At 54.9% G+C, this 21,211-nt stretch carries 17 protein-coding genes; 9 read left to right on the top strand and 8 right to left on the bottom strand.

What is annotated here, in order from left to right; all coding sequences use genetic code 11:
- Positions 1-56 precede the first annotated feature (56 nt).
- The 5 genes from RA157_RS04915 to RA157_RS04935 all read right to left on the bottom strand — a co-directional run bounded on the left by RA157_RS04915 (position 57) and on the right by RA157_RS04935 (position 7,746).
- Positions 57-2,081 (bottom strand): putative 2-aminoethylphosphonate ABC transporter permease subunit, encoded by a 2,025-nt coding sequence (locus RA157_RS04915; protein WP_350335359.1) that lies wholly within the window; start codon positions 2,079-2,081, stop codon positions 57-59.
- Positions 2,078-3,208 carry a putative 2-aminoethylphosphonate ABC transporter ATP-binding protein gene (locus tag RA157_RS04920; RefSeq protein ID WP_350335360.1) on the bottom strand — a complete coding sequence of 377 codons (1,131 nt, stop codon included), beginning with the start codon at positions 3,206-3,208 and terminating at the stop codon, positions 2,078-2,080. Before RA157_RS04920 ends, RA157_RS04915 begins: the two co-directional genes overlap by 4 nt.
- Positions 3,209-3,315: 107 nt before the next feature.
- A complete protein-coding gene (locus tag RA157_RS04925; RefSeq protein WP_350335361.1) occupies positions 3,316-4,332 on the bottom strand; it encodes a putative 2-aminoethylphosphonate ABC transporter substrate-binding protein in 1,017 nt (338 codons plus the stop codon).
- A 113-nt stretch (positions 4,333-4,445) separates the two neighbouring features.
- A complete protein-coding gene (locus RA157_RS04930) occupies positions 4,446-6,905 on the bottom strand; it encodes a GcvT family protein (RefSeq protein WP_434058471.1) in 2,460 nt (819 codons plus the stop codon).
- An 85-nt stretch (positions 6,906-6,990) separates the two neighbouring features.
- Positions 6,991-7,746 (bottom strand): DeoR/GlpR family DNA-binding transcription regulator, encoded by a 756-nt coding sequence (locus tag RA157_RS04935; RefSeq protein ID WP_350335362.1) that lies wholly within the window; start codon positions 7,744-7,746, stop codon positions 6,991-6,993.
- A 214-nt stretch (positions 7,747-7,960) separates the two neighbouring features.
- Between RA157_RS04935 and RA157_RS04940 the strand changes: the two genes are divergently transcribed.
- From RA157_RS04940 to RA157_RS04950, 3 genes are read left to right on the top strand one after another with little or no spacing between them, the layout of a single operon-like run.
- A complete protein-coding gene (locus RA157_RS04940; RefSeq protein ID WP_350335363.1) occupies positions 7,961-8,845 on the top strand; it encodes a DUF547 domain-containing protein in 885 nt (294 codons plus the stop codon).
- A complete protein-coding gene (locus RA157_RS04945; RefSeq protein ID WP_350335364.1) occupies positions 8,823-10,271 on the top strand; it encodes an MptA/MptB family glycosyltransferase in 1,449 nt (482 codons plus the stop codon). The genes RA157_RS04940 and RA157_RS04945 overlap by 23 nt, the downstream gene beginning before the upstream one ends.
- Positions 10,268-10,984, top strand: coding sequence for a glycosyltransferase family 2 protein (locus tag RA157_RS04950; RefSeq protein WP_350335365.1), 717 nt, complete (start codon positions 10,268-10,270; stop codon positions 10,982-10,984). Before RA157_RS04945 ends, RA157_RS04950 begins: the two co-directional genes overlap by 4 nt.
- On the opposite strand, the gene RA157_RS04955 is transcribed toward RA157_RS04950, so the two are convergent.
- The 3 genes from RA157_RS04955 to RA157_RS04965 all read right to left on the bottom strand — a co-directional run bounded on the left by RA157_RS04955 (position 10,981) and on the right by RA157_RS04965 (position 13,643).
- Positions 10,981-11,832: a CE1 family esterase gene (locus RA157_RS04955; RefSeq protein ID WP_350335366.1), complete on the bottom strand. Its 852-nt coding sequence runs from the start codon at positions 11,830-11,832 to the stop codon at positions 10,981-10,983. The genes RA157_RS04950 and RA157_RS04955 overlap by 4 nt on opposite strands.
- 129 nt (positions 11,833-11,961) lie before the next feature.
- The gene (locus tag RA157_RS04960) at positions 11,962-12,444 is read right to left on the bottom strand and encodes a DUF302 domain-containing protein (protein ID WP_350335367.1); all 483 of its coding nucleotides are present in this window, start codon (positions 12,442-12,444) and stop codon (positions 11,962-11,964) included.
- Between the two features lie 29 nt (positions 12,445-12,473).
- On the bottom strand, positions 12,474-13,643 hold the full coding sequence (locus RA157_RS04965) for a YeeE/YedE family protein (RefSeq protein ID WP_350335368.1): 1,170 nt from the start codon (positions 13,641-13,643) through the stop codon (positions 12,474-12,476).
- Between the two features lie 206 nt (positions 13,644-13,849).
- On the opposite strand from RA157_RS04965, the gene RA157_RS04970 reads away from it, so the two are divergent.
- The 6 genes from RA157_RS04970 to RA157_RS04995 all read left to right on the top strand — a co-directional run bounded on the left by RA157_RS04970 (position 13,850) and on the right by RA157_RS04995 (position 21,157).
- Entirely contained in the window at positions 13,850-15,205 is a 1,356-nt protein-coding gene (locus RA157_RS04970) for a tetratricopeptide repeat protein (protein WP_350335369.1), read from the top strand.
- Between the two features lie 74 nt (positions 15,206-15,279).
- Positions 15,280-16,620, top strand: coding sequence for an OpgC family protein (locus RA157_RS04975; protein WP_350335370.1), 1,341 nt, complete (start codon positions 15,280-15,282; stop codon positions 16,618-16,620).
- Positions 16,621-16,690: 70 nt separating this feature from the next.
- On the top strand, positions 16,691-18,232 hold the full coding sequence (locus RA157_RS04980; RefSeq protein ID WP_350335371.1) for an OpgD/OpgG family glucan biosynthesis protein: 1,542 nt from the start codon (positions 16,691-16,693) through the stop codon (positions 18,230-18,232).
- On the top strand, positions 18,220-20,217 hold the full coding sequence (mdoH, locus tag RA157_RS04985) for a glucans biosynthesis glucosyltransferase MdoH (protein ID WP_350335372.1): 1,998 nt from the start codon (positions 18,220-18,222) through the stop codon (positions 20,215-20,217). The genes RA157_RS04980 and mdoH overlap by 13 nt, the downstream gene beginning before the upstream one ends.
- Before the next feature lie 59 nt (positions 20,218-20,276).
- Positions 20,277-20,681: a c-type cytochrome gene (locus tag RA157_RS04990; protein ID WP_350335373.1), complete on the top strand. Its 405-nt coding sequence runs from the start codon at positions 20,277-20,279 to the stop codon at positions 20,679-20,681.
- 14 nt (positions 20,682-20,695) lie between these two features.
- A complete protein-coding gene (locus RA157_RS04995; protein WP_350335374.1) occupies positions 20,696-21,157 on the top strand; it encodes a c-type cytochrome in 462 nt (153 codons plus the stop codon).
- Positions 21,158-21,211: the final 54 nt, after the last annotated feature.

A 21,211-nucleotide genomic window follows, 5' to 3' on the forward strand; every position in this document is an offset into this window, starting at 1 on the left:
TCCCAAACCATAAGATCCGGGAGGTTTTGTCGTCATGTCTCTGACAGACAGATAACCTATCTGTGCCGCCATTGCTGGGTTCTGGTCAGGATACCCTTTGAGATGATCTGATGCAGAATGCGGGCCGCTGCATTGGTATAGAAGATCATCATACCCATCGCCGCCGCAGGCGCGATATCTCCCGCATCATCCATGTTAAGCACGGCAATGGATGCCAGCGTGGTTTTTGGCGAATAGAGGAACACCACCGCTGAAACCGTCGTCATCGCATTCACAAAGAGATAGATCGAGATATCAAGAATGGCAGGCAGACACACCGGCACGGTAACCCGGCTGAACAGCTTCAGAGTCGGCTGTTTCAATGAAGCTGAAACCGATTCAAACTCCTTGTCCATCTGCTTCAGCGCCGTTACCGCAGTCAGATGGGATACCGTATAGAAGTGCGTCACGGTACAAACCACCAGAATAATCATGGTGCCATAGATCACACCGAGCGGGTTTGCCGGGTTGTTAAAGAAGAAGATATAGGCGAGACCGAGAACCATCCCAGGAATGGCCATGGGTAGCATGGCAATCATCTGGAAGGCTGTTCTGCCGGTCTTGAACCCGTTCGACTTCTCAACCAGATAGGCACCGAAGAAGATAACGGCAGTACCGATAACCGCAGTCAGGAACGCCATCTTGATGGAGTTGAAATAGGACCCCCATCCACCGCCATCCATGCGGTCAAAGTCATAATTGGTCAGACTGAGGCTCAGATCATACGGCCAGAACTTAATCAGCGCTGCGAACTGGCAGACCGCCAGAATACCGACGATGAAAATTGCAACGCCTGAGCAATAGGCAAAGAAGATGCGATCCATCTTCCGGTTCGGCTTCGGCTGGAACGGCACCGACCGCGCAGACAACAGGGCCACCTGACGGGACTGCACCAGTCGATCGATGGCAAAAGCAAGAATAGCCGGGATCACCAGAACAACCGAGACCACAGCCCCCATTTCAAAATTCTGCTGACCGATAACCTGCTTGTAGATGTCCACCGCCAGAACATTGAACTGCCCGCCAATAACCTTGGGCAGGCCGAAATCGGTGATCACCAGATTGAACACAACGAAAATCGCCGAGATCAGACCATAGCGGGCTCCGGGAATGGTAACAGTCCAGAAGGTGCGCCACGGCGACGCCCGAAGGCTGGATGCAGCCTCATAAAGCCGGGCATCCGAAATAGCCAGAGCGGTGGAGATGATGATGAAAGCATGCGGGAAGGTGAAGAAGACAGAGCCAATCACAATGCCTATCGGCCCATAAATACTGGCCCCGAACAGCAGCTCCTTGATCATGCCCTGATTGCCAAACAGGTAGACAAGAGCGATCCCCGGCAGCAGGGACGGCACAAGAATGGGTGCCATGGCCACCAGACGGAAAAAGCCTTTATATCGCATGCAGCTGCGATTGAGCGCATAAGCAAACCAGAATGCCAGTGACACCGTGATCACAGTACTGATCACCGCAATAACAACTGAATTCTGGATTGAATTGAACAGCGCCGGTGTCGAGAAATAATTGACGAAGTTCCCGATACCGGTGGATTTGGCCGGTCGCAGTTGCACACGCCGGAATGTGTTGCTGTCCAGCTCCAGCCACTCTGTCCCTGTCTGCAGGTTAGAGCCAACCAGAAAACGCCCGCCATCTACAACGTTGCGGATTTTGTATTTCACGGGGCTTCTGAAGCTGAAATCCGGGAAGAACTGCGTCAGTCCAAGACGACCGTCTGACCCCGCGATCAGGTCCTGCTCAGACAAGAGCTTCATATCCGCGTTTAATTGCGCGGGTGTCAGAATCTCAGTGCCAAACACACCCTGTTCGTCACTGACCTGCAACTCATAGGCGGCCAGATCGAACTTGAAGGTGGAAAAGCTCTTGGACAGCATGGCCCAGAGCGGAAAGACCATCGTGATAACGAGATAAAGCGCAATGATAACCATGCCGAGCCGCATGATGATATCATCCCGGCTGAGTTTACCTTTGATATCCGGCCCATCGGGCATCTTGCTGATTGGGGTGAGAACATCAGTCATCATGATTTCTCCGGCTGCGCAAACGCCATCAATCTGTTCTGCGGCAATTCAACTGATACCGTCTTGCCACTCTCAACATTCAGGCGTCGCACCGCATTGATAGACAGGTCCGCAATAAGATGTCCTGTACCCAGAATGTCATGCGACAGTCGGCAGCGCCAGAATGAGCCAAGAAATTCCATCTCGACAATCATCATATCAAAGGTGTTTTCCGGCGTGGTAATCACATCCGGGGCACCTGGTGAACGCGCGCCTTCACCATGTGGAATGATATCTTCCGGCCGGATTGCAGCAACAATCTTGTCCCCAGCCGCATGGCTATGCGCCTCACACTTCAGAGTAGCGCTTCCGATTGTCAGGCTGTCGCCCTGACCGGCAAGTGCCGGGATCTGGTTCATCTCACCGATGAAATCCGCAACGAAAAGATTGGCCGGATGGCGATAAATCTCCGTCGGCGTACCAACCTGCTCGATAACACCGTGGTTCATAACCACAATGCGGTCTGCCATGGCCAGAGCTTCTTCCTGGTCATGGGTCACCATAACTGTGGTAACACCCAGTTTCCGCTGAAGCTCCTTGATCTCATGACGCAGATGGACACGAACCTTGGCATCAAGAGCCGACAATGGCTCATCGAGCAGCAGCAGTCCGGGCTTGGATGCAATAGCGCGCGCCAGCGCAATACGCTGCTGCTGACCGCCTGACAATTGTGCCGGATATTTCTTGCCCTGATCCGGCAGGCCCACAAGCTCCAGCAGCTCGGCGACCCGAACGGCAATTTCAGAACTGCTGCGCCCGGAATTCTCAAGACCAAACGCGATATTCTTCTCAATCGTCAGATTAGGGAAAAGGGCGTAGGACTGGAACACGATGCCGAAATCACGCTCGGACGGCGGCAGATTGGACACATCCCGACCGCCTTGCATGACGGTGCCCTTGGTTTGCAGGTCAAGGCCTGCAATTGCCCTGAGAAGCGTTGTTTTTCCGCAGCCTGAGGGGCCAAGGAAACAGACGAATTCCCGCTCATTGATCTCGAGCGAGATGTCCTTGAGCGCAAGAAAGTCCCCGAAGGCTTTCCAGAGATTGTCAATGCTGAGATAAAGCGGAGCGTTGGCAGTATGCTCGGTCACGGGCGGGGTCCTTCTCCTCAAAAGGGCAAAGATGTCCTGTGTCTGGCGAAAGATAAGGCCAGAACGGAATCAGGGGGCTGTAAACAGCCCCCTGTACAGAATGTCACTTAGTTTTTCGGCTCGGATTTGCCGTCATAACGCTTGGCCCATTCTTTCAGAATGGCCGCACGATTATTTGCGGCATATTCGAAGTCGTTCTTGATCATCGCATCAAGAAGACCTTCCGGGAAATGCTCAACCGGCTTGGCAACGCCAGGCATGGCAACAACGGCGTAGCCTTTGTTGTACATTTCCATGGCACCTTTGGTGATGGAGAAGTCAACCAGCTTCTGGGCTGCTTCCGGAGCATCGGTACCGGCGACGATAGCCGTTGCTTCCATATCCCAGCCTACACCTTCACTTGGAACGATGATGTCGAGCGGCGCACCGGCTGCCTTGGACTTGGCTCCACGGAACGCGAAGGAAATTCCGATAGGAATCTCACCGGCTGCGGCCAGTTTACAAGGCTTGGAACCGGAATGGGTGTAGCGGGCAATATTCTGATGGAGACCATCCATATAGTTCCAGCCACCTTCTTCACCGAACATCTGCAGCCAGCTGGACACATCCAGGAAGCCGGTTCCGGAAGAATTCGGGTTCGGCATGATCACATGACCCTTGTACTGCGGGTCAGTCAGGTCTTTCCATGATTTCGGCGGGGTCAGGCCAAGCTTTCCTGCTTCAACTGTATTGTAACAGACAGAAGCAACCCAGGCATCCATGCCAACCCAGGTCGGCGTGTCACCGGAATCAACGAATTTTGGATCAAGTTTCTCAACACCAGCCGGCTTGTATGCTTCCAGCATGCCTTCTGACTTCAGAAGCAGCAGAGACGTCGCAGCAAGACCCCAGACAACATCGGCCTGCGGGTTGTCACGTTCGGCCAGAAGCTTGGCGGTGATGATACCTGTAGAGTCACGAACCCAATTGATCTTGATATCGGGATGCTTTTCGTTGAAAGCAGCCGCATAACGGCTCAGATCTTCCGCCTCAACGGCTGTATAAACCGTCAACTCGGTTTCCGCGAAAGCTGTTCCGGTAGCAAACACACCAGCCAGCAGCGACGCCATCCATGTCTTTTTCATGTTTCCTCCAAGGGGTTTTGAGACTTCTTTCTTATGATCCTTATGTTGCAGTTATATGACAGAAACTATCATTCGTACAGATATATTCATTCAAACTTATAATAGAAAATTTTCTACCCTGCTTTCGGTCGTGTGCCAGCAGGGTCATACGGCGTTCGCAGAACAGCCTGTGCCGAGATTTTTTTCCCTGCAATATCAATGAGAAAGGATGAACGGGACAGGAAGTCTCCGGTCACCGGCTGCGCCGCATGAATGTGGCACAGAGCCACCGACGCACCCAATGTATGACCATAACTTGCAGATCGAACCTCACCCATTTCCTGACCATTGCACAAAACGGCTTCACCACCCCAGAGCTGCGCCTCGCCACAGTCCAGAATCATCTGAACAACTCGGGTATTGAGATGAGCAGGATCCTCCTTCGCAGCCAGAAGGGCATCATGGCCGATGAATCCACCCGGTTTGTTCCAGTCCACAGCGAAACCAAGGCCAGCCTGAAGCGGCGTAATGTCAGGCGTCAGCTCACGACTCCAGGCGCGATATCCTTTTTCGATACGCAGACCCTCCAGAGCATAATATCCCGCATCACGGATGCCGAATGCAGCACCTGCAGACATAAGATCCTCGTAGACGCCAATGGTAAATTCCACGGGCACCAGAAGCTCCCAGCCGAGCTCACCCACATAGGTCATCCGATTGGCCAGAACCGTGGCATATCCAAGGTCGATGCTTTTATGTGTCCCAAACGGAAAAGCATCGTTTGACAGCTTCTGCCTCGTCAGGCTTTGCAAGACATCACGCGCTTTTGGCCCCATGACAGACAGCACGGACCAGGATGTGGTTACATCGGTCAGAAAGGCATGTGCATCTTCGGCGAGATTCTTTCTGATCCAGTCGGCATCACGCACAGCCTGCGCCGAACCTGTGACAAGAAGAAACTCCTCGTGCTTCAGACGCAGCACCGTCAAATCACTCTCATAACCGCCCCGCTCATTCAGGAGGCCGGTATAGACTGTCTGTCCGATCGCAACATCAACATTGGCAGAACAGATCCGGTTCAGCTCTCTGGCTGCATCGCGACCTTGCACCAGCAGCTTCGCAAATGAGCTCTGGTCAAACACAGCAACCCTTTCACGAACGGCTCTATGCTCCTCAGCCACAGCATCATGCCAGTTCTGTCGGTCGAAACTGTAGTCAATCGCCTTTTCCTGATCATTGCGTGCAAAATAGTTTGCCCGTTCCCATCCCATCTTTGATCCAAAGACAGCACCCTTTGCGGCCAACCTGTCATACAGTGCGGAACGGCGGAACGGTCTGGCGCTGTCGAGTTCGCGATTGGGCCACGGCATGGCGTAGTGAAGTCCGAGCGTCTCCTTCACCCTGTCATGAAGCCAGTTGGGATTGTTATTGAAATCAGCAAAACGCCGGATATCCACTGCAAAGAGATCCATTGTTGGAGCACCTTCGACAATCCACTCGGCAAGTGCGCGTCCGGCACCGCCCGCACTGGCAATTCCCATCGAGTTAAAGCCTGCGCCAACAAAGAAGTTTTTCAACTCAGGAGCTTCACCAAGCAGATAATTGTTGTCTGGCGTGAAGCTTTCGGGGCCGTTGTAGAATTTCCGCACACCGCTCTCTGCCATCTGAGGCACCCTGACCAGCGCATTCTCCATCAGAATCTCGAACTGATCCCAGTCATCTTCAAGCAGTTGAAAAAAGAACTTGTCCGGAATTCCATTCATGCCCCAGGGCTTGGCCTCCGGCTCAAACCCGCCCATGACAAGACCTCCGGTCTCTTCCTTGAAATAGATGTAGCCATCCGGGTCCCGCAGAACCGGAAGGTCAGGCGCAACACCTTCAATCTGCTCGGTAACAAGATACATGTGCTCAGCAGAATGAAGCGGCACATTAACCCCGCACATCAGCCCGATTTTGCGAGCCCATTGCCCGGCACAATTAATGACAACCCGCGCAGAAACACTACCCCAATCCGTCTCTACCCCAGTAACAGCGCCCTTTTCCGTCAGAATACCAGTAACTTCTATGCCTTCCAGCACTGTGACACCGCGCATACGTGCGCCCTTGGCAAGAGACTGAGTCAGATCCGTAGGGTTGGCCTTGCCGTCGCCAGGCATCCACAGACCGCCCTTGAGATCTGAAACCTGCATCACCGGCCACTTCGCCTGAGCCTCTTCAGGAGTGATAACATCCACCTCGACACCCTGCGCTCTGGCAGAGGCCGCTGTGCGTAACAACATGGTCATCCGGTCATCGGTCCGCGCAACGGTCACCGAACCGCATTGCGACCACCCGGTCGCAAGACCGGTCTCCGCTTCAATGTCTGAATAAAGCTGCGTCGAATAGCGAATGAGGTTGGTCATGGCCGGGGTAGACCGCAGCTGCCCCACAAGCCCGGCCGCATGCCAGGTCGTTCCACAGCTCAGCTGACCCTGCTCCAACAGAAGCACATCAGACTTGCCAAGTTTTGCAAGGTGATACGCAACGGAGCAGCCAACAATACCTCCACCAATAATGACGTATTCAGCGGAGGATGGGAGGTTTTTCATAGACATTGGCGCAACATCAGCCCTGTTCTGAGAATGATCAGGCTAGTTTTGTTGATTTTGCAAAATTTTGCAAATATTTTCTTTTGCCAAATTATCGCGCCGTAATGAGCTCTATCCCGTGCTCTTCCAGAACGCCGGACAAAGCAAAATCAGGCTCGCAATCACTAAGGATTGTGACATTGTCAGCCAGTGAAACCTGAATCCGGCTGACGCCGCCAAACTTGCTGCTGTCTGCAAGAACAAACGCATGCTCTGCCTGCCGCATCATCTGTTCACGGAGCGCCGATGTTTCACGGGAGAAATCAGTCGCCAGACAGCTCTCGGACAGGCCGCCAATACCGATGAGGGCAAACTCCGCCCTGTAGCGACTGAGGTGCTCAATGGCCTCTATCCCGTAAATCGCATGATCTTCAGGGTCCAGCCGTCCACCCAGAACAACCACTTCACGAGCAGCCCGGCCAATCGCCCAGGCAACCCTGAGGTCATTGGTGTAGATCATCAGATCTTTCCGCTCCGCCGCCAGACGCTTCGCCGAAGCAAGCGTTGTCGAACCACTGTCGATGATAACAGAGGCACCATCAGGAATACGGTCCATCACCAGGCCGGCAATTGCCGCCTTGCCTTCAGGGTTGGTTTCCGTCCGGTCCGCAATAGGCGGCTCCATCGCAAGAACCGGCACGGCACCGCCGCGAACCTGCTGCAGCCGCCCCTGTTCCGACAGGAAAACAATATCCTTTCGAACGGTTTCTCTGGAGACACCCAGCCGCTCGGTAAGATCACGAATGGAGACGGAAGGCTGACGGGAGACTTCCTCAAGAATAATCGAACGACGTTCCGTTGCCAGCACTTGGCTACCCCTGTCCCTGACAGATTGATCTCAGGCTTTGCAATCCGGTATCGAAGCCCGGACAGACCTGAATTTATCCGGATCCCAGGCCCTGACTCAAGCCTGCCATGCCTACGCTTAGACAGGCGAACCTCACTTCACAAGCCTATGATTGGTCAGATCGCCCTCAAAAGGTGATAGTCTGCCAGTCATTTTTCGGAGAACGTGGGTGAATATGATGATGCTTCGTATCCTGTGGACTTCTGTTCTGGTTCTGTGTGTATCCGCTGGCGTCTCACGGGTGGCGGCAGCACCAGAAGCAGAGGCCTGGACCTATTGGGCAACCCATGACCAGTCATCCCAGGCACAGATCGATCACAAGGTATGGAATACCATCCTGCAACAGGTGGTTTTCCGCGACAAGAACGGCATCAACCGCGTCGATTATGCGCGCCTGAAAACGCGCTGGCATCGGGAACTTACAAGCTATCTCGAAGACATGCAGAGCGTAACGGTCACCAGACTGAACAGGGACCAGCAATTCGCCTATTGGGTCAACCTCTATAACGCGCTGACGGTCAAGGTCATCGCCGATCACCACCCAGTCCGATCCATCAAGGATATCGATATCTCGCCCGGTTTCTTTTCCGATGGCCCATGGGGCGCGGAACTGCTCAAGATTGAAGGACACAGCCTGAGCCTTGACGATATCGAACACCGGATTCTCCGACCTCTCTGGCGTGACCCGCGCATTCATTATGCCGTCAATTGCGCGTCGGTCGGCTGCCCGAACCTGGCCACCTCAGCCTATGTGGCAGGGAAGCTTGAAAACCAGCTCGACAGGGCTGCGCAGGCCTTCATCAATCACCCCCGCGCTGTCACAGAAGCAAACGGCCGCCTGATCGCCTCAAAAATCTATTCCTGGTTTGAAGAAGATTTCGGCAAGGACAGTGCTGATGTTATCGCCCATCTCAAGCGCTATGCCGAACCTGATCTTGCCCAGACACTCAGTCGGGCTGATACCATCTCATCCTATCGCTATGACTGGAGCCTGAACGATCGCAAACCGGCCGGATCAACATCAGGGCGTGGATTTTATGACGGTCGCCGCGGCAGCTAAAATACGATCGGACCTGCCAGACCGTTCAACAGGCAGATCAGCAATCCTCATTGGCTGCCTGATTGGCTATCTGGCTGCTCCGGCCTATGCGATCCTTCTCTATCACACCCACAGCCTCGAGCTATTGTTTGAGCAGCTCGGCTTTAATGCACTGTTTCTTCTGCCCGCAATCGGCATTGCAGCCGGATTGGCTTATCTCGTCATGTGCATGGCACTTCTCGGAGAAGAGATCAAAACGAGGGTGTTCTGGACAGCCATCCTTGCCGGATGCCTCTGCAGAGCGATCCTGTTCTTCACAGATCCGGTCGCAGAGGCCGACTTCTTCCGTTATCTCTGGGATGGAGCTTCTGTGGCAAACGGCCTGTCTCCCTATGGATTCTCACCGGACGATGTCCTGTCCGGCACCGCAGGACCAGACCATCATGCGCTGATCACATCTGAAGACGCCCGAAATTGGCTGACACAGGTGACCTACCCTGACCTGCCGACAATTTACCCGATCATCACACAGCTCTTCTTTGGTCTTTCCCAGGCCATGACACCGTGGTCTCTGGCCGGGTGGAAACTGGTTCTGCTGGCTGTTGACGGTGCTACGCTCTGGTTGCTTTTCAGAACACTGCAGCAGCAGGATCTGCCGACATCGCTGGTTCTGATCTACTGGCTCAACCCGATCCTGCTGCGCTACGGCCACGCCAGTCTCCATATGGATGGCCTTGTCATGCTTGGACTGGCGGCAATGCTCTATTGCTTTTCAAGATACCGCCTTTGGCAGGCCACGGCATCCCTGAGCCTTGCCATCGGGGTAAAACTCTGGCCGATTTTGCTGGTACCGCTGCTTCTGCAATATCAGAAATTTAGTATCCGGCAGCGCCTCCTCGCCTGCAGCCTTGCGGGCTCCATAAGTGTAGCCTTTGTTGCAATAATGGTTTTGGGAGGCTCAAGCCTGCAGGTCTTTGCATCAGAATGGCAGCGGAATGATGCAGTCTTCGGAACTCTGGTTCTGTTTCTGGATCATTTTATATCAGACAGTTCCACAGCGGCACTGGACAGCAATCGCCTTGCCCGGCTGTTCTCCGGCCTGATGATCATGGTTCTGCTCTGTTTCCAGCTCAGGAAGCCATGGCATACAGAGTCTCAGATCGCATCAATTGCCACCATTGTCACTGCAGCTCTGTTTCTGCTCGCGCCCACTGGTTACCCCTGGTATTTCCTGTGGCTTCTGCCATTCCTGACCATTCGCCCGCAGATCGCTCTCCTGGCCCTGAGCGTCACACTGCCCCTTTACGAGCTCCGCTTCTGGTACGAGAATCTGCCTGATGCCAACTGGTGGAAGCAACTCGTGGTCTGGATTGAATTCGGCCCCATACTCATATGGCTTCTGGTCACCTCGATCAAACGGCCAGAACCAGACGAGGCAGCGAGATGAGGCACGGCCATTCTATTGTTGCCCTGATCCCCGCACTCAATGAAGCCGAGAGCATTTCCCATGTTCTTCGGGCAATGCCTCGCTGGGTCGATCAGGTAATCGTCGTGGACAATGGCTCAGAAGACGCCACAGCCAGTCTGGCCCGGGCATCAGGAGCAGATGTCATCTCAGAGCCAAGACGGGGTTACGGCGCGGCCTGTCTCCGCGGCCTTGATGCTGTTCAGGCGACAGACATCATCCTCTTTACCGATGCAGATTACAGTGATGACCTGGAACAGGCAGCCGAGCTCGTCGATCCTGTTGCGAAAGGTGATGCCGATCTGGTTATCGGCGCACGGGCCTCCGGTCTTGCGGAACCCGGTGCACTGTCACCGCATCAGAGGTTTGGCAACGGACTGGCCTGCTTGCTGATTCGCCGGATATGGGGCAGTTCGGTCTCAGACCTCGGCCCTTTCCGTGCGATCCGGGCAGAGACCCTCCGCAAACTCGCTATGCATGATCATGGTTATGGCTGGACCATCGAAATGCAGATCAAGGCCATCCAGCATAATCTGGAGATCCTGGAAATCCCTGTCACCTATCGGCGCCGGATTGGAACATCAAAGATATCGGGAACCGTCAGTGGAAGCCTCAAGGCAGGCTACACGATCCTCAAGGTCCTGTTCTCTCTTGCTCTGAAGGAGCGTTTTTCGCAATTGTCTGCGAAATTCTAATTCCACTTCAGCCGATCACTGAGCAGACGCCAGGCACGGGCGACCCAGACAGGACGGACAGAATGTCCACCGCTATGCTTGCAGAATTCCACAATCCGGCTGCCGCAATGTGAGCGGCGTTCACAGGTCAAACGCCCTTCCCGGATGGTCCTGGGCGGTTCTGCACTGCATTGCCCCTGTTTATAGACACGCTTGAACATCTCCCGGATATCACCTTGCTTCCACTGACCACGAATCCAGCGCCCAGTCAGCGGAAAAGTCTTGTCGGAGGTTCCATGTACGTGAATGATATTGGGTACGGGGCTCGGGCAGCTTATCGGCAGCGGCTCCCACAAAGTCCCCGCGATAGGTGCAAAACCGGCAAACTGGCTGCCACGGTAACAGGCCAGATTCCATGCCATGGTGCCGCCGATTGAAAAGCCCGAGACCATGATCCGGGACCGGTCAATCGCAAAACGCTTCATCGCATCATTCAGGACATCATCAATGAAGGCCAGTTCATCACGCCTCTGGCGTGGTCCGCCGGGAAAAGACCAGCTGCGATAGAGGCCATCCGGCGCGATCAGCGCGACGCCAAGTTCATCGGTCACCCGCTTCAGTGCGTTGAAATTCAACACGCCTTCCGCATTGCCATTGAACCCGTGGAAATAGAGGATTGCACCGACTTTTTGCCCCGGCTTGACACCATCCGGCATTCTCAGTCGGTAATCACCGCTTTTGACCTGACAAGGCTGGTCAAGGCCGCAGGACTGCTCCGCCTGTCTGGCATGCACAGATGTCGAAAAGCCTGATACAGACAGGAAAGCCAGAGCAAATCCGGCATATAGGGAACAAAAAGATCGCTTCATTGAGGACCCCGGCAATGGCTCTCACGAGAATAGTCTCATCACAGATTGCCCGTACGGGAGTGCTAATCAAGCGAAGCTTGAACACAAGCCTGTGAGGCACCGGACACAGCCCGGCACCTCCTCATGCGCTTATTCAGCAATCGCCTTTTTGGCAATAGAAGCGAAAATGCCGTCCAGCTCAGACGCCAGCGCCTTCAGCGCTTCACCACCCTCTTTGAAATAAGGAGAGAAGACATGGGTGGGCGTCTTGTAGGACAGGGTCGCCGTGCCATCCTCATTCTCGGTCACATAGAAACGGACCGGTGCTTCGATACCCGCTGAGACCGAGGCCTTCAGCATGCGGCGTGCAAAGTCATTGCGATAGACACCAATGATCCTGTTGCCCGGGATAGTAATGCCCTGCCGCTTGGCCCCTCCAGAGGCTGTTGCTGTGGTCACAAGCCCCATCTTGTGGTCCTTGACGGACGCTCTCACCCGCTCAACAAGATCGCTATAGCTATGCGTTGTCGGGTGGACATGCCATCCCTCCCGCTCAGCCGGAGCACCGGCAAACGCCAGACCGGACAAGGCGAAGCAGCCCAAAACAGCCATTAGAATTCTGGAAATCATCATAATTCTCCACCAATGAAAAATAATCGAAATCAAACCGCCTGCCGAGACCGGCCCGGCCAGGAATCAACAAGAGCTTTCAGATGAGAGCCGACAGTACTGCCGATAAAACCGAACACCAGCCAGCCCCAGCCATGCAGGCTGCCGGATACGAGACCGCCCAGATAGGCACCAATATTGCACCCGTAAGCAAGTCGTGCGCCGTATCCCATCAGAAGCCCGCCGAAAATAGCCGTTGCAATTTCTTTTGGTGGAATTTTGGCAACAGGCGCGAAGCGGCCGGACAGGGATGCAGCAATCAGCGCGCCCAGAATAATGCCAAAATTCATCACCGAGGTTGAATCCGTCAGAAGACTGCGATTGAGGCGACCCACCTGGTTCTGCCAGTAGGGCCAGGTTTCCACTTCTATCCCGGCGACAGAGAACACTTTCGCTCCCCAAAGCGCAAAGGCCGACGTAATCCCCCAGGGCCGCCCAAGAACCAGCAGCGTGGCCACAACAACAATAACCAGCGCCAGAGCACCTGCCAGCATCGACCATGGGCCTTTCAGGAAGGATTCGGTTTTCCCGAAGGACTGAAGTGTCCCATGGGATCGCTTCTCAAACACGATTGTCAGAAGGGCAATCGTGCCAAGCAGGCCAAGCGTCAGCAGTAATGCGGGTCCCAGACCCAGCTGCCTCACCATGGAATAGGCCTTGAGACTTGGCAAAGCCTGCCACTCAGGCAAATGAGCTGTTGCGATAACCGATCCGGCCACAAAGGCCGCAAGCGTAATCACCATTCGGGTTGAACCGCCACCCACCGTAAACAAGGTGCCGGATGCACAGCCGCCTCCAAATTGCATGCCAAGACCGAACATGAAGGCACCGAAGGCTGCCGCAATACCAAACGGAAACACAAAACCACCGGTTCTAAAACCGACATCAGCACCATAAACAAACAGAGGAAAGGAGATACAGACCGAGAGGCCGATCAGAATCATCTGAGCTCTCAGACCGGCACCACGGCGCTCAAGCACCATCCGTCGCCAGGCTGCTGTGAAGCCGAATTTCGCATGGTAAAGCGCAATACCGGCAAAGGCTCCAATAGCTGCACCACTAGCTATCCGACCGGATCCGATCTCAGCTGCAGCCCATATTAAAGCCACCAAAAGGCCAAATGCGACAACAAGAGGCGTAGTCTGGAGTTTGGTGTCCGACATAGAATTGCCTCATTAAAAGGAAAAGTGGCAAACAGCGCTGTTCCTAACGGAACGGATGCGGAGGGGGAATGCATATCGCAAAAATCAAGCATTCGAAAGTTCGCATCTATTCAAAGCTCGGTGAACAAGTTTGATGAGACCCGTTACCGGGCGCGCGTGTATAGAACCGAATACATATGTTCAAATGAATAAGTACGGAGCCAGCCATGCCGACAACCGATATGTTCGGTTACGAGATTTCCCTTGACGATAAGGCCGCTCTATCTTCCTGGAATTCTTTGGTTTTCGCTTTTCTTGCCCACTCCGCGGAAACCCCTGTTCATCTCGAAGCCCTGTTCAAACGCCTGCCGGATGCACCGATGGGACATGTTATGAAGGGTTTCTTCTGCCTGTTGCTCGGCAGGCGGGAGCTCGTCGAAACAGCCGCTGCAACAGCCGCAAAGGTAACCGGACTGCGTCAGATCGGTGCGCTTAATGAGCGCGAAAGCCTTTATGCCGACGCCTTGAATGCCTGGCTGAGCGGTCGCCCGACCCTTTCAGCCGAGCTGATGGACCGCATTCTGGCCCGCTGGCCCGCAGATGCTGTCGCTCTTAAGCTCGGTCATGGCATCCGCTTTATCCTGGGCGATTCAAAAGGCATGTTGACTTCCATTGAAGCTGTGCAGAACACCTACGGCACCGACCATCCTGCCTTTGGCTATGTGCAGGGGTGCCGGGCCTTTGCACTTGAGGAATGCGGTCGTCAGACAGAAGCCGAACAGGCTGGCATTCTGGCTCTGCAACACGCCAGAGACGACGCCTGGGGTCTGCATGCCGTCGCCCATGTCTATGACATGACCGGTCGGGCTGATACTGGCGTCACATGGCTGTCGAGCCAGCCGGAAGCCTGGCAGCATTGTAACAATTTCGGTTATCATGTCTGGTGGCACCTGGCGTTGTTCCATCTTGATCGCCGCGAGTTTGACGTGGTGCTTGACCTCTATGATCGCCATGTTCGCAAGGATCAGTCTGACGACTATCGCGACATTTCAAACGGTGCATCCATGCTGATGCGACTGGAGCTGGAAGGTGTCGATGTCGGCAATCGCTGGGAAGAGATGGCCGCCATCAGCGAAGGGCGGACGGAAGACGGTTGTGTTGTCTTTGCCGACCTTCACTATCTGCTGGCTCTGATGGGCGGTGACAGAACGGATTCCGCCAAGACCCTGGTGAACAGAATTCGCCGCGACGCAGTCAGACACCAGACGGATATGGATCAGGTCGCTCATACCCCTGGTATTGCCGCCGCCATCGGGATACAGGCCTTCATGGATGGAGATAACGCGTCAGCGTTTACCCATCTGAAGACGGCTTACGGATCCATGCAGCGCATCGGCGGCAGCCACGCGCAGCGTGATGTATTTGATCGACTGACCATTGAAGCCGCCATTCGCTCCGGCCAGATTGAGGACGCCAACCGGCTCCTTGAAGACCGTGTCAACAGACGCGGTGGCGAGGATGGCTATACAAGAACACGCGCGTCGTTTATAGCGCAGCTGGGAAGAGTTGAAGCCACGGCCTGACCGGGGTTTCTGCTCGACAGGAGCCACCACAAACGCTCCATCAGAAGACAAAGACCAAAGAGAGACCTGAAGGCATGAGTGCAACATCCGCACAGGCTAAGAAAAAGCCACGTGATCCGCGTCTGGACTTCTTTCGCGGCATAGCGATGTTCATCATCTTCATTGCTCATGTGCCGGGCAACTCCTGGACCATGTGGATTCCGGCACGCTTCGGATATTCAGACGCAACCGAGATCTTCGTCTTCTGCTCCGGCATGGCATCATCCTTTGCCTTTGCCAGCGTTTTCGTCTCTCATGGCTGGTGGATGGGCGCGGCCCGTATCTCACACCGCATCTGGCAGGTCTACTGGGCACAAATTGGCCTGTTCTTTGTCATTGCAGGCATGCTTTGGGCCATGGAAGCCAACAAGGAAGCACTGATTTCCACGCTGGCCGGGACATTTGACCCCACAGTTCACACACGGGATTTCGTCGGCGCGCTCAACCTCCGCAACTTTTTCAATGATCCCGGAACCAATCTGGTCGGGTTGATGACCCTGACCTATGTGCCGAACTATTTCGACATTCTGCCGATGTATCTGGGCATTCTGGCTCTTATTCCCGCAGTGATGCTGGCTCACCGGTATGGCGGCATGCCGCTGGTGATTGCTCTGAGCGTTGTGCTGTGGACCTGGGCTAATCTGTCCAATTTCGACGCCTTCATCTCGCAACTGGTCGGCAGCACGGACGGAATTGGTCTCTCCGCCTTGACCCTGCAACTGCCTGCAGAGCCCTGGACCGAGCGTCCCTGGTTTTTCAATCCGTTTGCCTGGCAGCTTGTGTTCTTCACCGGCTTTGCCTTCGGCCTCGGCTGGCTGAAGCAGCCTCCAGTCCGCAAAGGTCTGATTATTCTGGCCATTGCTGTTGTACTCATCAACATTCCTCTGCGCTTTCATCTGGTTCTGCGGAATATTCCAGACATTCAGGACGTCATCGGCTTTTTCCCAGACACGCGTGAATGGAGAGACTTCCTCCGCCCGCTTGGACAAAAGACCGAGTTTGGTGTTCTGCGTTACATCCATTTCCTTGCGCTGGCCTATCTGGCCTGGGCCGCTTTCGGGCGCTGGGGCTGGGCTCTGCTTGAATCACCCGTCTGGAGCCGGACCATCAATGTAATCCGCAAGGTTGGCCAGCAGTCCCTGGCCGTCTTCCTGGTCAGCATGGTCGCATCACGCGGCATTGGTGAAATTATCTGGATTTTCGAGCGGACAGAGCTTGCCCGTGCAATCGGTAATCTTTCAGGCTTTGCCATGTTGATCGCAACCGCTTATACCGTCTCCTGGTACAAGTCCCAGCCTTGGCGGAAGGTGGCTCCATCACCAGCCACCAACGCATTCGGAGACGCAACACCACCGGTACGGCAGCCTGCCGAGTGAGATTTCTGCCTCTGCTTCCAGTACCCGGATAACCGGGCAGGTACAGTTGGCAAGACTGTTGGGAGAACAGATGGATCTGCGCCGACGTAACGTTCTGCAAGCTTTGGCTTTTCTGGGCTTTATACCAGCTATTGGCAGCCCGACCGCCACACTTGCCGGTATGCCGGAACTGGAGGGTGACGAACCGTTCTCTCCCGACACCGTAAGGACCCTTGCGCAGGCGCTGTCAAAGGAAAGCTTCACACCGTCCAGCCCGTTGCCAAAAGCCTGGCGCGCACTGAGCTATCACCAGCATCACGAAATCCAGCCAAGAGCAGAAAAAGCCGTTTGGGCCGGACGCGAGGATGTAAAGGCACGCGGGCATCTTCTGGCACCGGGCTCGGTCTACAGAACTCCGGTCAACGTCTTTCTGGTGGAAGATAACCGCCAGCGACGCCTGGTCTTTGATGCCGACGCTTTCCACTTCGGCCCCGATGTTCCCAATCTGCCGATTAACGAGCAGGTCAATTATTCAGGCGTTGAATTGCTGACACCTGATGGCGGTGACCAACAGCTCCATCCCTTCCTCACCTTCCAGGGTGCCAGTTATTTCCGTGCGATTGCCCAGGGGCAGCACTATGGCCTCTCAGCCCGGGGACTTGCTCTCAGAACGGCAACCCATCACGGGGAGGAGTTCCCGGCGTTCAGAACGTTCTGGCTGGAAACACCTGACGACGGCGATCAGAAACTGGTGGTCCATGCTCTTCTTGAATCGCCCAGTGTTTCAGGGGCTTATACCTTCCATATCTGGCATGGAAATCCGACCCGGATGGATGTAAGCGCCTCTCTTTTCCCGCGTGTTGATCTGGACCATGTGGGGATAGCGCCCCTCACTTCCATGTTCCTCTACGATGAAAAGAACCGCATAAAGTTTGATGATGTAAGACCAGCGATACATGATTCAGACGGCTTGCTGGTCCATAACGGCAATGGGGAATGGCTCTGGCGTCCGCTGAACAATCCGGCATCCCTGCAGGTCAGCCAGTTTCTGGATACAAACCCGCAAGGGTTTGGTCTGGCCCAGCGGTCTCGCGAATTCAGTGATTTCGCAGACCCGGCAGCCCGGTATGAAATTCGGCCCACCCTCTGGGTTGAGCCCCATGATCCGTGGGGTAAAGGTGCTGTTTCACTCGTCGAGATTCCATCTGACAAGGAAACCAACGACAATATCGTTGCCTTCTGGCGACCGGACACGCCTCTGGAAGCCGAACGGGAACACCGGTTCGGCTATACGCTGCAATGGTGCTGGGAGCCTCCAGTCGATTGTCCCCTTTCAAAAGTCCAGACCACGCGGGAGGGCAAAAGCCGCACACACGCGCGTGTGATGGCAATTGATTTCCATAAATCCGACCTTCTGCCCGATGATGCTGGCGCGGTACGACCTTTCGTTAGCGGCTACCCGGGGGCAATCAGTAATGTATCCGTCACAAAAAATCCCGAAACAGGCGGTATGCAATTGCTGTTTGACTTTGATCCCGGTGAAGAAACAGCTATGGAACTGCGTGCCCAACTGCGAACACCTGACGGCAAGAACCCATTGACGGAGGTCTGGTTATACCGATGGACCAGCTAACCCATCTAGCAAATGCAGAGAAGATTGCCGTCCTTGGACCAAAGGCAGGCGATATTCATCCGCTGGTGCCGGAGGAAAATGGTCTGGATATGCCGGATCAGGACTTCAGTCAGACCTTTCAGGATGAAGATGCGCCTGAACGCCTGAAAGACCCTCAGGCCCGGATCTGGCGGATTGTGGTCTTTGGTGCAACTGCCGCATTATCCGGCTGGTGTTCATGGGAAATGTTCTCAATCCTGTCCATGCAGGGACTGAGCATTCTCGAAGCCATGATGGGCTTTGCCTTCACACTGAGCTTCATCTGGATTGCACTTGCCTGCGTCAATGCGATGATTGGCACCACAACGCTGCTCGGTGGCCTTTTGTCATCCCGCTGGCGGACAGAGGCGCAAGGGCCCACCGATCATCTGGATGTAGCCCTCTTGCTGCCGACCTATAATGAAAGTCCTTCCATGGTGCTCGGCAATGCGGTCGCCATGCTGCAGGAACTGGGTCAGGCCGAAACGAAGCATCAGTTCTCACTCTATGTCCTGAGTGACACGACAGATTATGCGGTTGTCGTAAAAGAGATCCAGGCAATCCAGGCAGCCCGTCGTCTTCTTCCGGACGGTACTCGCCTTTACTATCGACGTCGCGACAAGAATATCGGCAAGAAAGCTGGCAATATTGCCGAATGGTGTCGCCGCTGGGGTGGTCGCTACGATGCAATGCTGACGCTGGATGCTGACAGCCTGATGAGCAGCAGGGCTATTATCTCACTATCCGATGCCCTTGCATCTGATCCAACGGCAGGGCTCGTCCAGTCCATGCCGCAGATCATCAAGACCCAGACACTGTTTGCCCGCCTGCAGCAATTTGCCAACACCGCCTACGGTCCGGTTCTGGCCGCTGGTCTTGCCACATGGTCTCGTGGTGAAGGCAATTACTGGGGCCACAATGCCATTATCAGAACCCGCGTCTTTGCCAAATGTGCAGGCCTTCCGCACCTGAAAGGCCCAGGACTGATGGGTGGTCATATTCTGAGCCATGATTTCGTCGAAGCCGCTCTTTTGCGTCGTGCCGGCTGGCGGGTCCGTATGCTGCCGACACGGGAAGGGTCTTATGAAGAAGCGCCTCCAGGTCTGGTCGATCACGTCGTGCGCGACCGCCGCTGGTGTCAGGGCAACCTGCAGCATCTGGGCCTTCTGATGGCACGTGGCCTGCACCCGGTCAGCCGCTTTCACCTGCTGCAGGGCGCGATGGCCTACCTGTCTGCCCTGCTCTGGTTTGCCTTTCTGGCCGTGGGCATTGCAGTTGCCTCACAGGCCGAGGTCATGCCGGTCAATTACTTCCCCGACCCCTATGCACTGTTCCCCATCTGGCCGGTTCTGGACAGTGAACGCGCATGGACATTGCTTGCATGGACCATTGGTGTTCTGCTGATGCCAAAGGCACTGGGCATTCTGACCACGCTGATCCTGCCACCGGGAGCTCCAAGCTGGGGTGGCGCATTACGCTTTCTTGCCGGTGCCATTATCGAGCTCATTCTGTCAGCAGTTCTGGCACCCGTTATGATGATCCAGCAGACCATTGCGATATTCCGGATCGTCAGCGGCATTGATTCAGGCTGGAAACCGCAGCGCCGGGAAAGTGAGCCGCTGCCATTTCTCGACATCCTCCGCTTTCACCTGACCGAAACAGTTCTGGGCCTCGGGCTGACAGCAACACTCGTTATGGGCTGGATGCCGCTACTCCTGAGCCCTATCGCTATCAGCCTGCTTCTGGCCGTGCCGCTGTCACTTCTGACACAGGCACGGGTGAGCTGGCTGGTTCAGCGCGCCGGTATTCTGGCTACTCCAGCAGACATTCAGGAGCCGGAAATCGTCACCCAGGCCACATTGCACAGCCAGATCATCGATCATGTGCTGACAAAATGGCCAACCACTGTTGAAGACGCCCAGGATACGGTGCTTTCAGGCTCCGGCCCAAAGGCAGAAGCAGGATAAGAAAACAGCTTGAGCTTCCAGTAACTAGAACCTTTAAAACAGGTTCAAGGGAGTTCGAGATGATCCGAAGTTATCTTATGCTTGGCTGTATTGTGATTGTTGCAGGACTGTCCGCATTTCTGGTCAGTCAGGTGAGCCATACAGATATCGAAGCCCCAACGACGATCAAGTTCCCAAGCCTGACCGGTATGGCCCTTGAAGGCCAGACTGCTTTCAGGACAAGTTGCAGTTCCTGTCATGGCACCGGAGGGACAGGAACAGAATACGGCCCGCCTTTGATCCACAAGATCTACAAACCTTCTCATCATGGAGACGGCGCCTTCTGGGTTGCTGTTCGAAATGGAGTACGAGCACATCACTGGCAATTCGGAAACATGCCACCGCAGGCGGATGTGTCAGACAAAGAGATCACAAGCATCATTGCATATGTTCGGGCCGTTCAGAGATATAACAACATCAGGTAGAGAAAGACTGAGACATGATGTCCAAGAAAAAGGCCCGGTATGGGCTGTGTATTGCTCTTATCGCCATCCCGGCAATGGCCTTCGCTCATGGCGGTGCCACTGGTATTATCAAGCACCGTATGGATGCCATGACTTCTATCGGTGACAGCATGAAACTGATTGTAGCATCAGCCCGCGGCCAGCGTGCATTTGACAAAGACGCCATCAAAGGTGCTGCTGCTCGCATCTCTGCTCACGCAACAGACATTCCAAAACTCTTTCCCGAAGGAAGCCTCGACAAGCCGACAGAGGCCGTCCCGGCCATCTGGCAGGACTGGGATAGATTTACGGCCCTCGCCACAGACCTTGAAACCAGTGCCAAGGCACTCGAAACCAAAGTCGACAGTCTTTCAGATCCATCCGAACTCGGGGCATTCATCCCTGCCATGGGACAGACATGCAAGTCCTGCCACGAGTCTTTCCGTATCAAGAAGTAAGCCTGGCTGCTGAAGCTGCTCCGTTTGGCTCCCCTATCCCCCTTCTGACACAAG

It is taken from the genome of Coralliovum pocilloporae (genome assembly GCF_030845175.1).
GTDB lineage: Bacteria > Pseudomonadota > Alphaproteobacteria > Rhizobiales > Cohaesibacteraceae > Coralliovum > Coralliovum pocilloporae.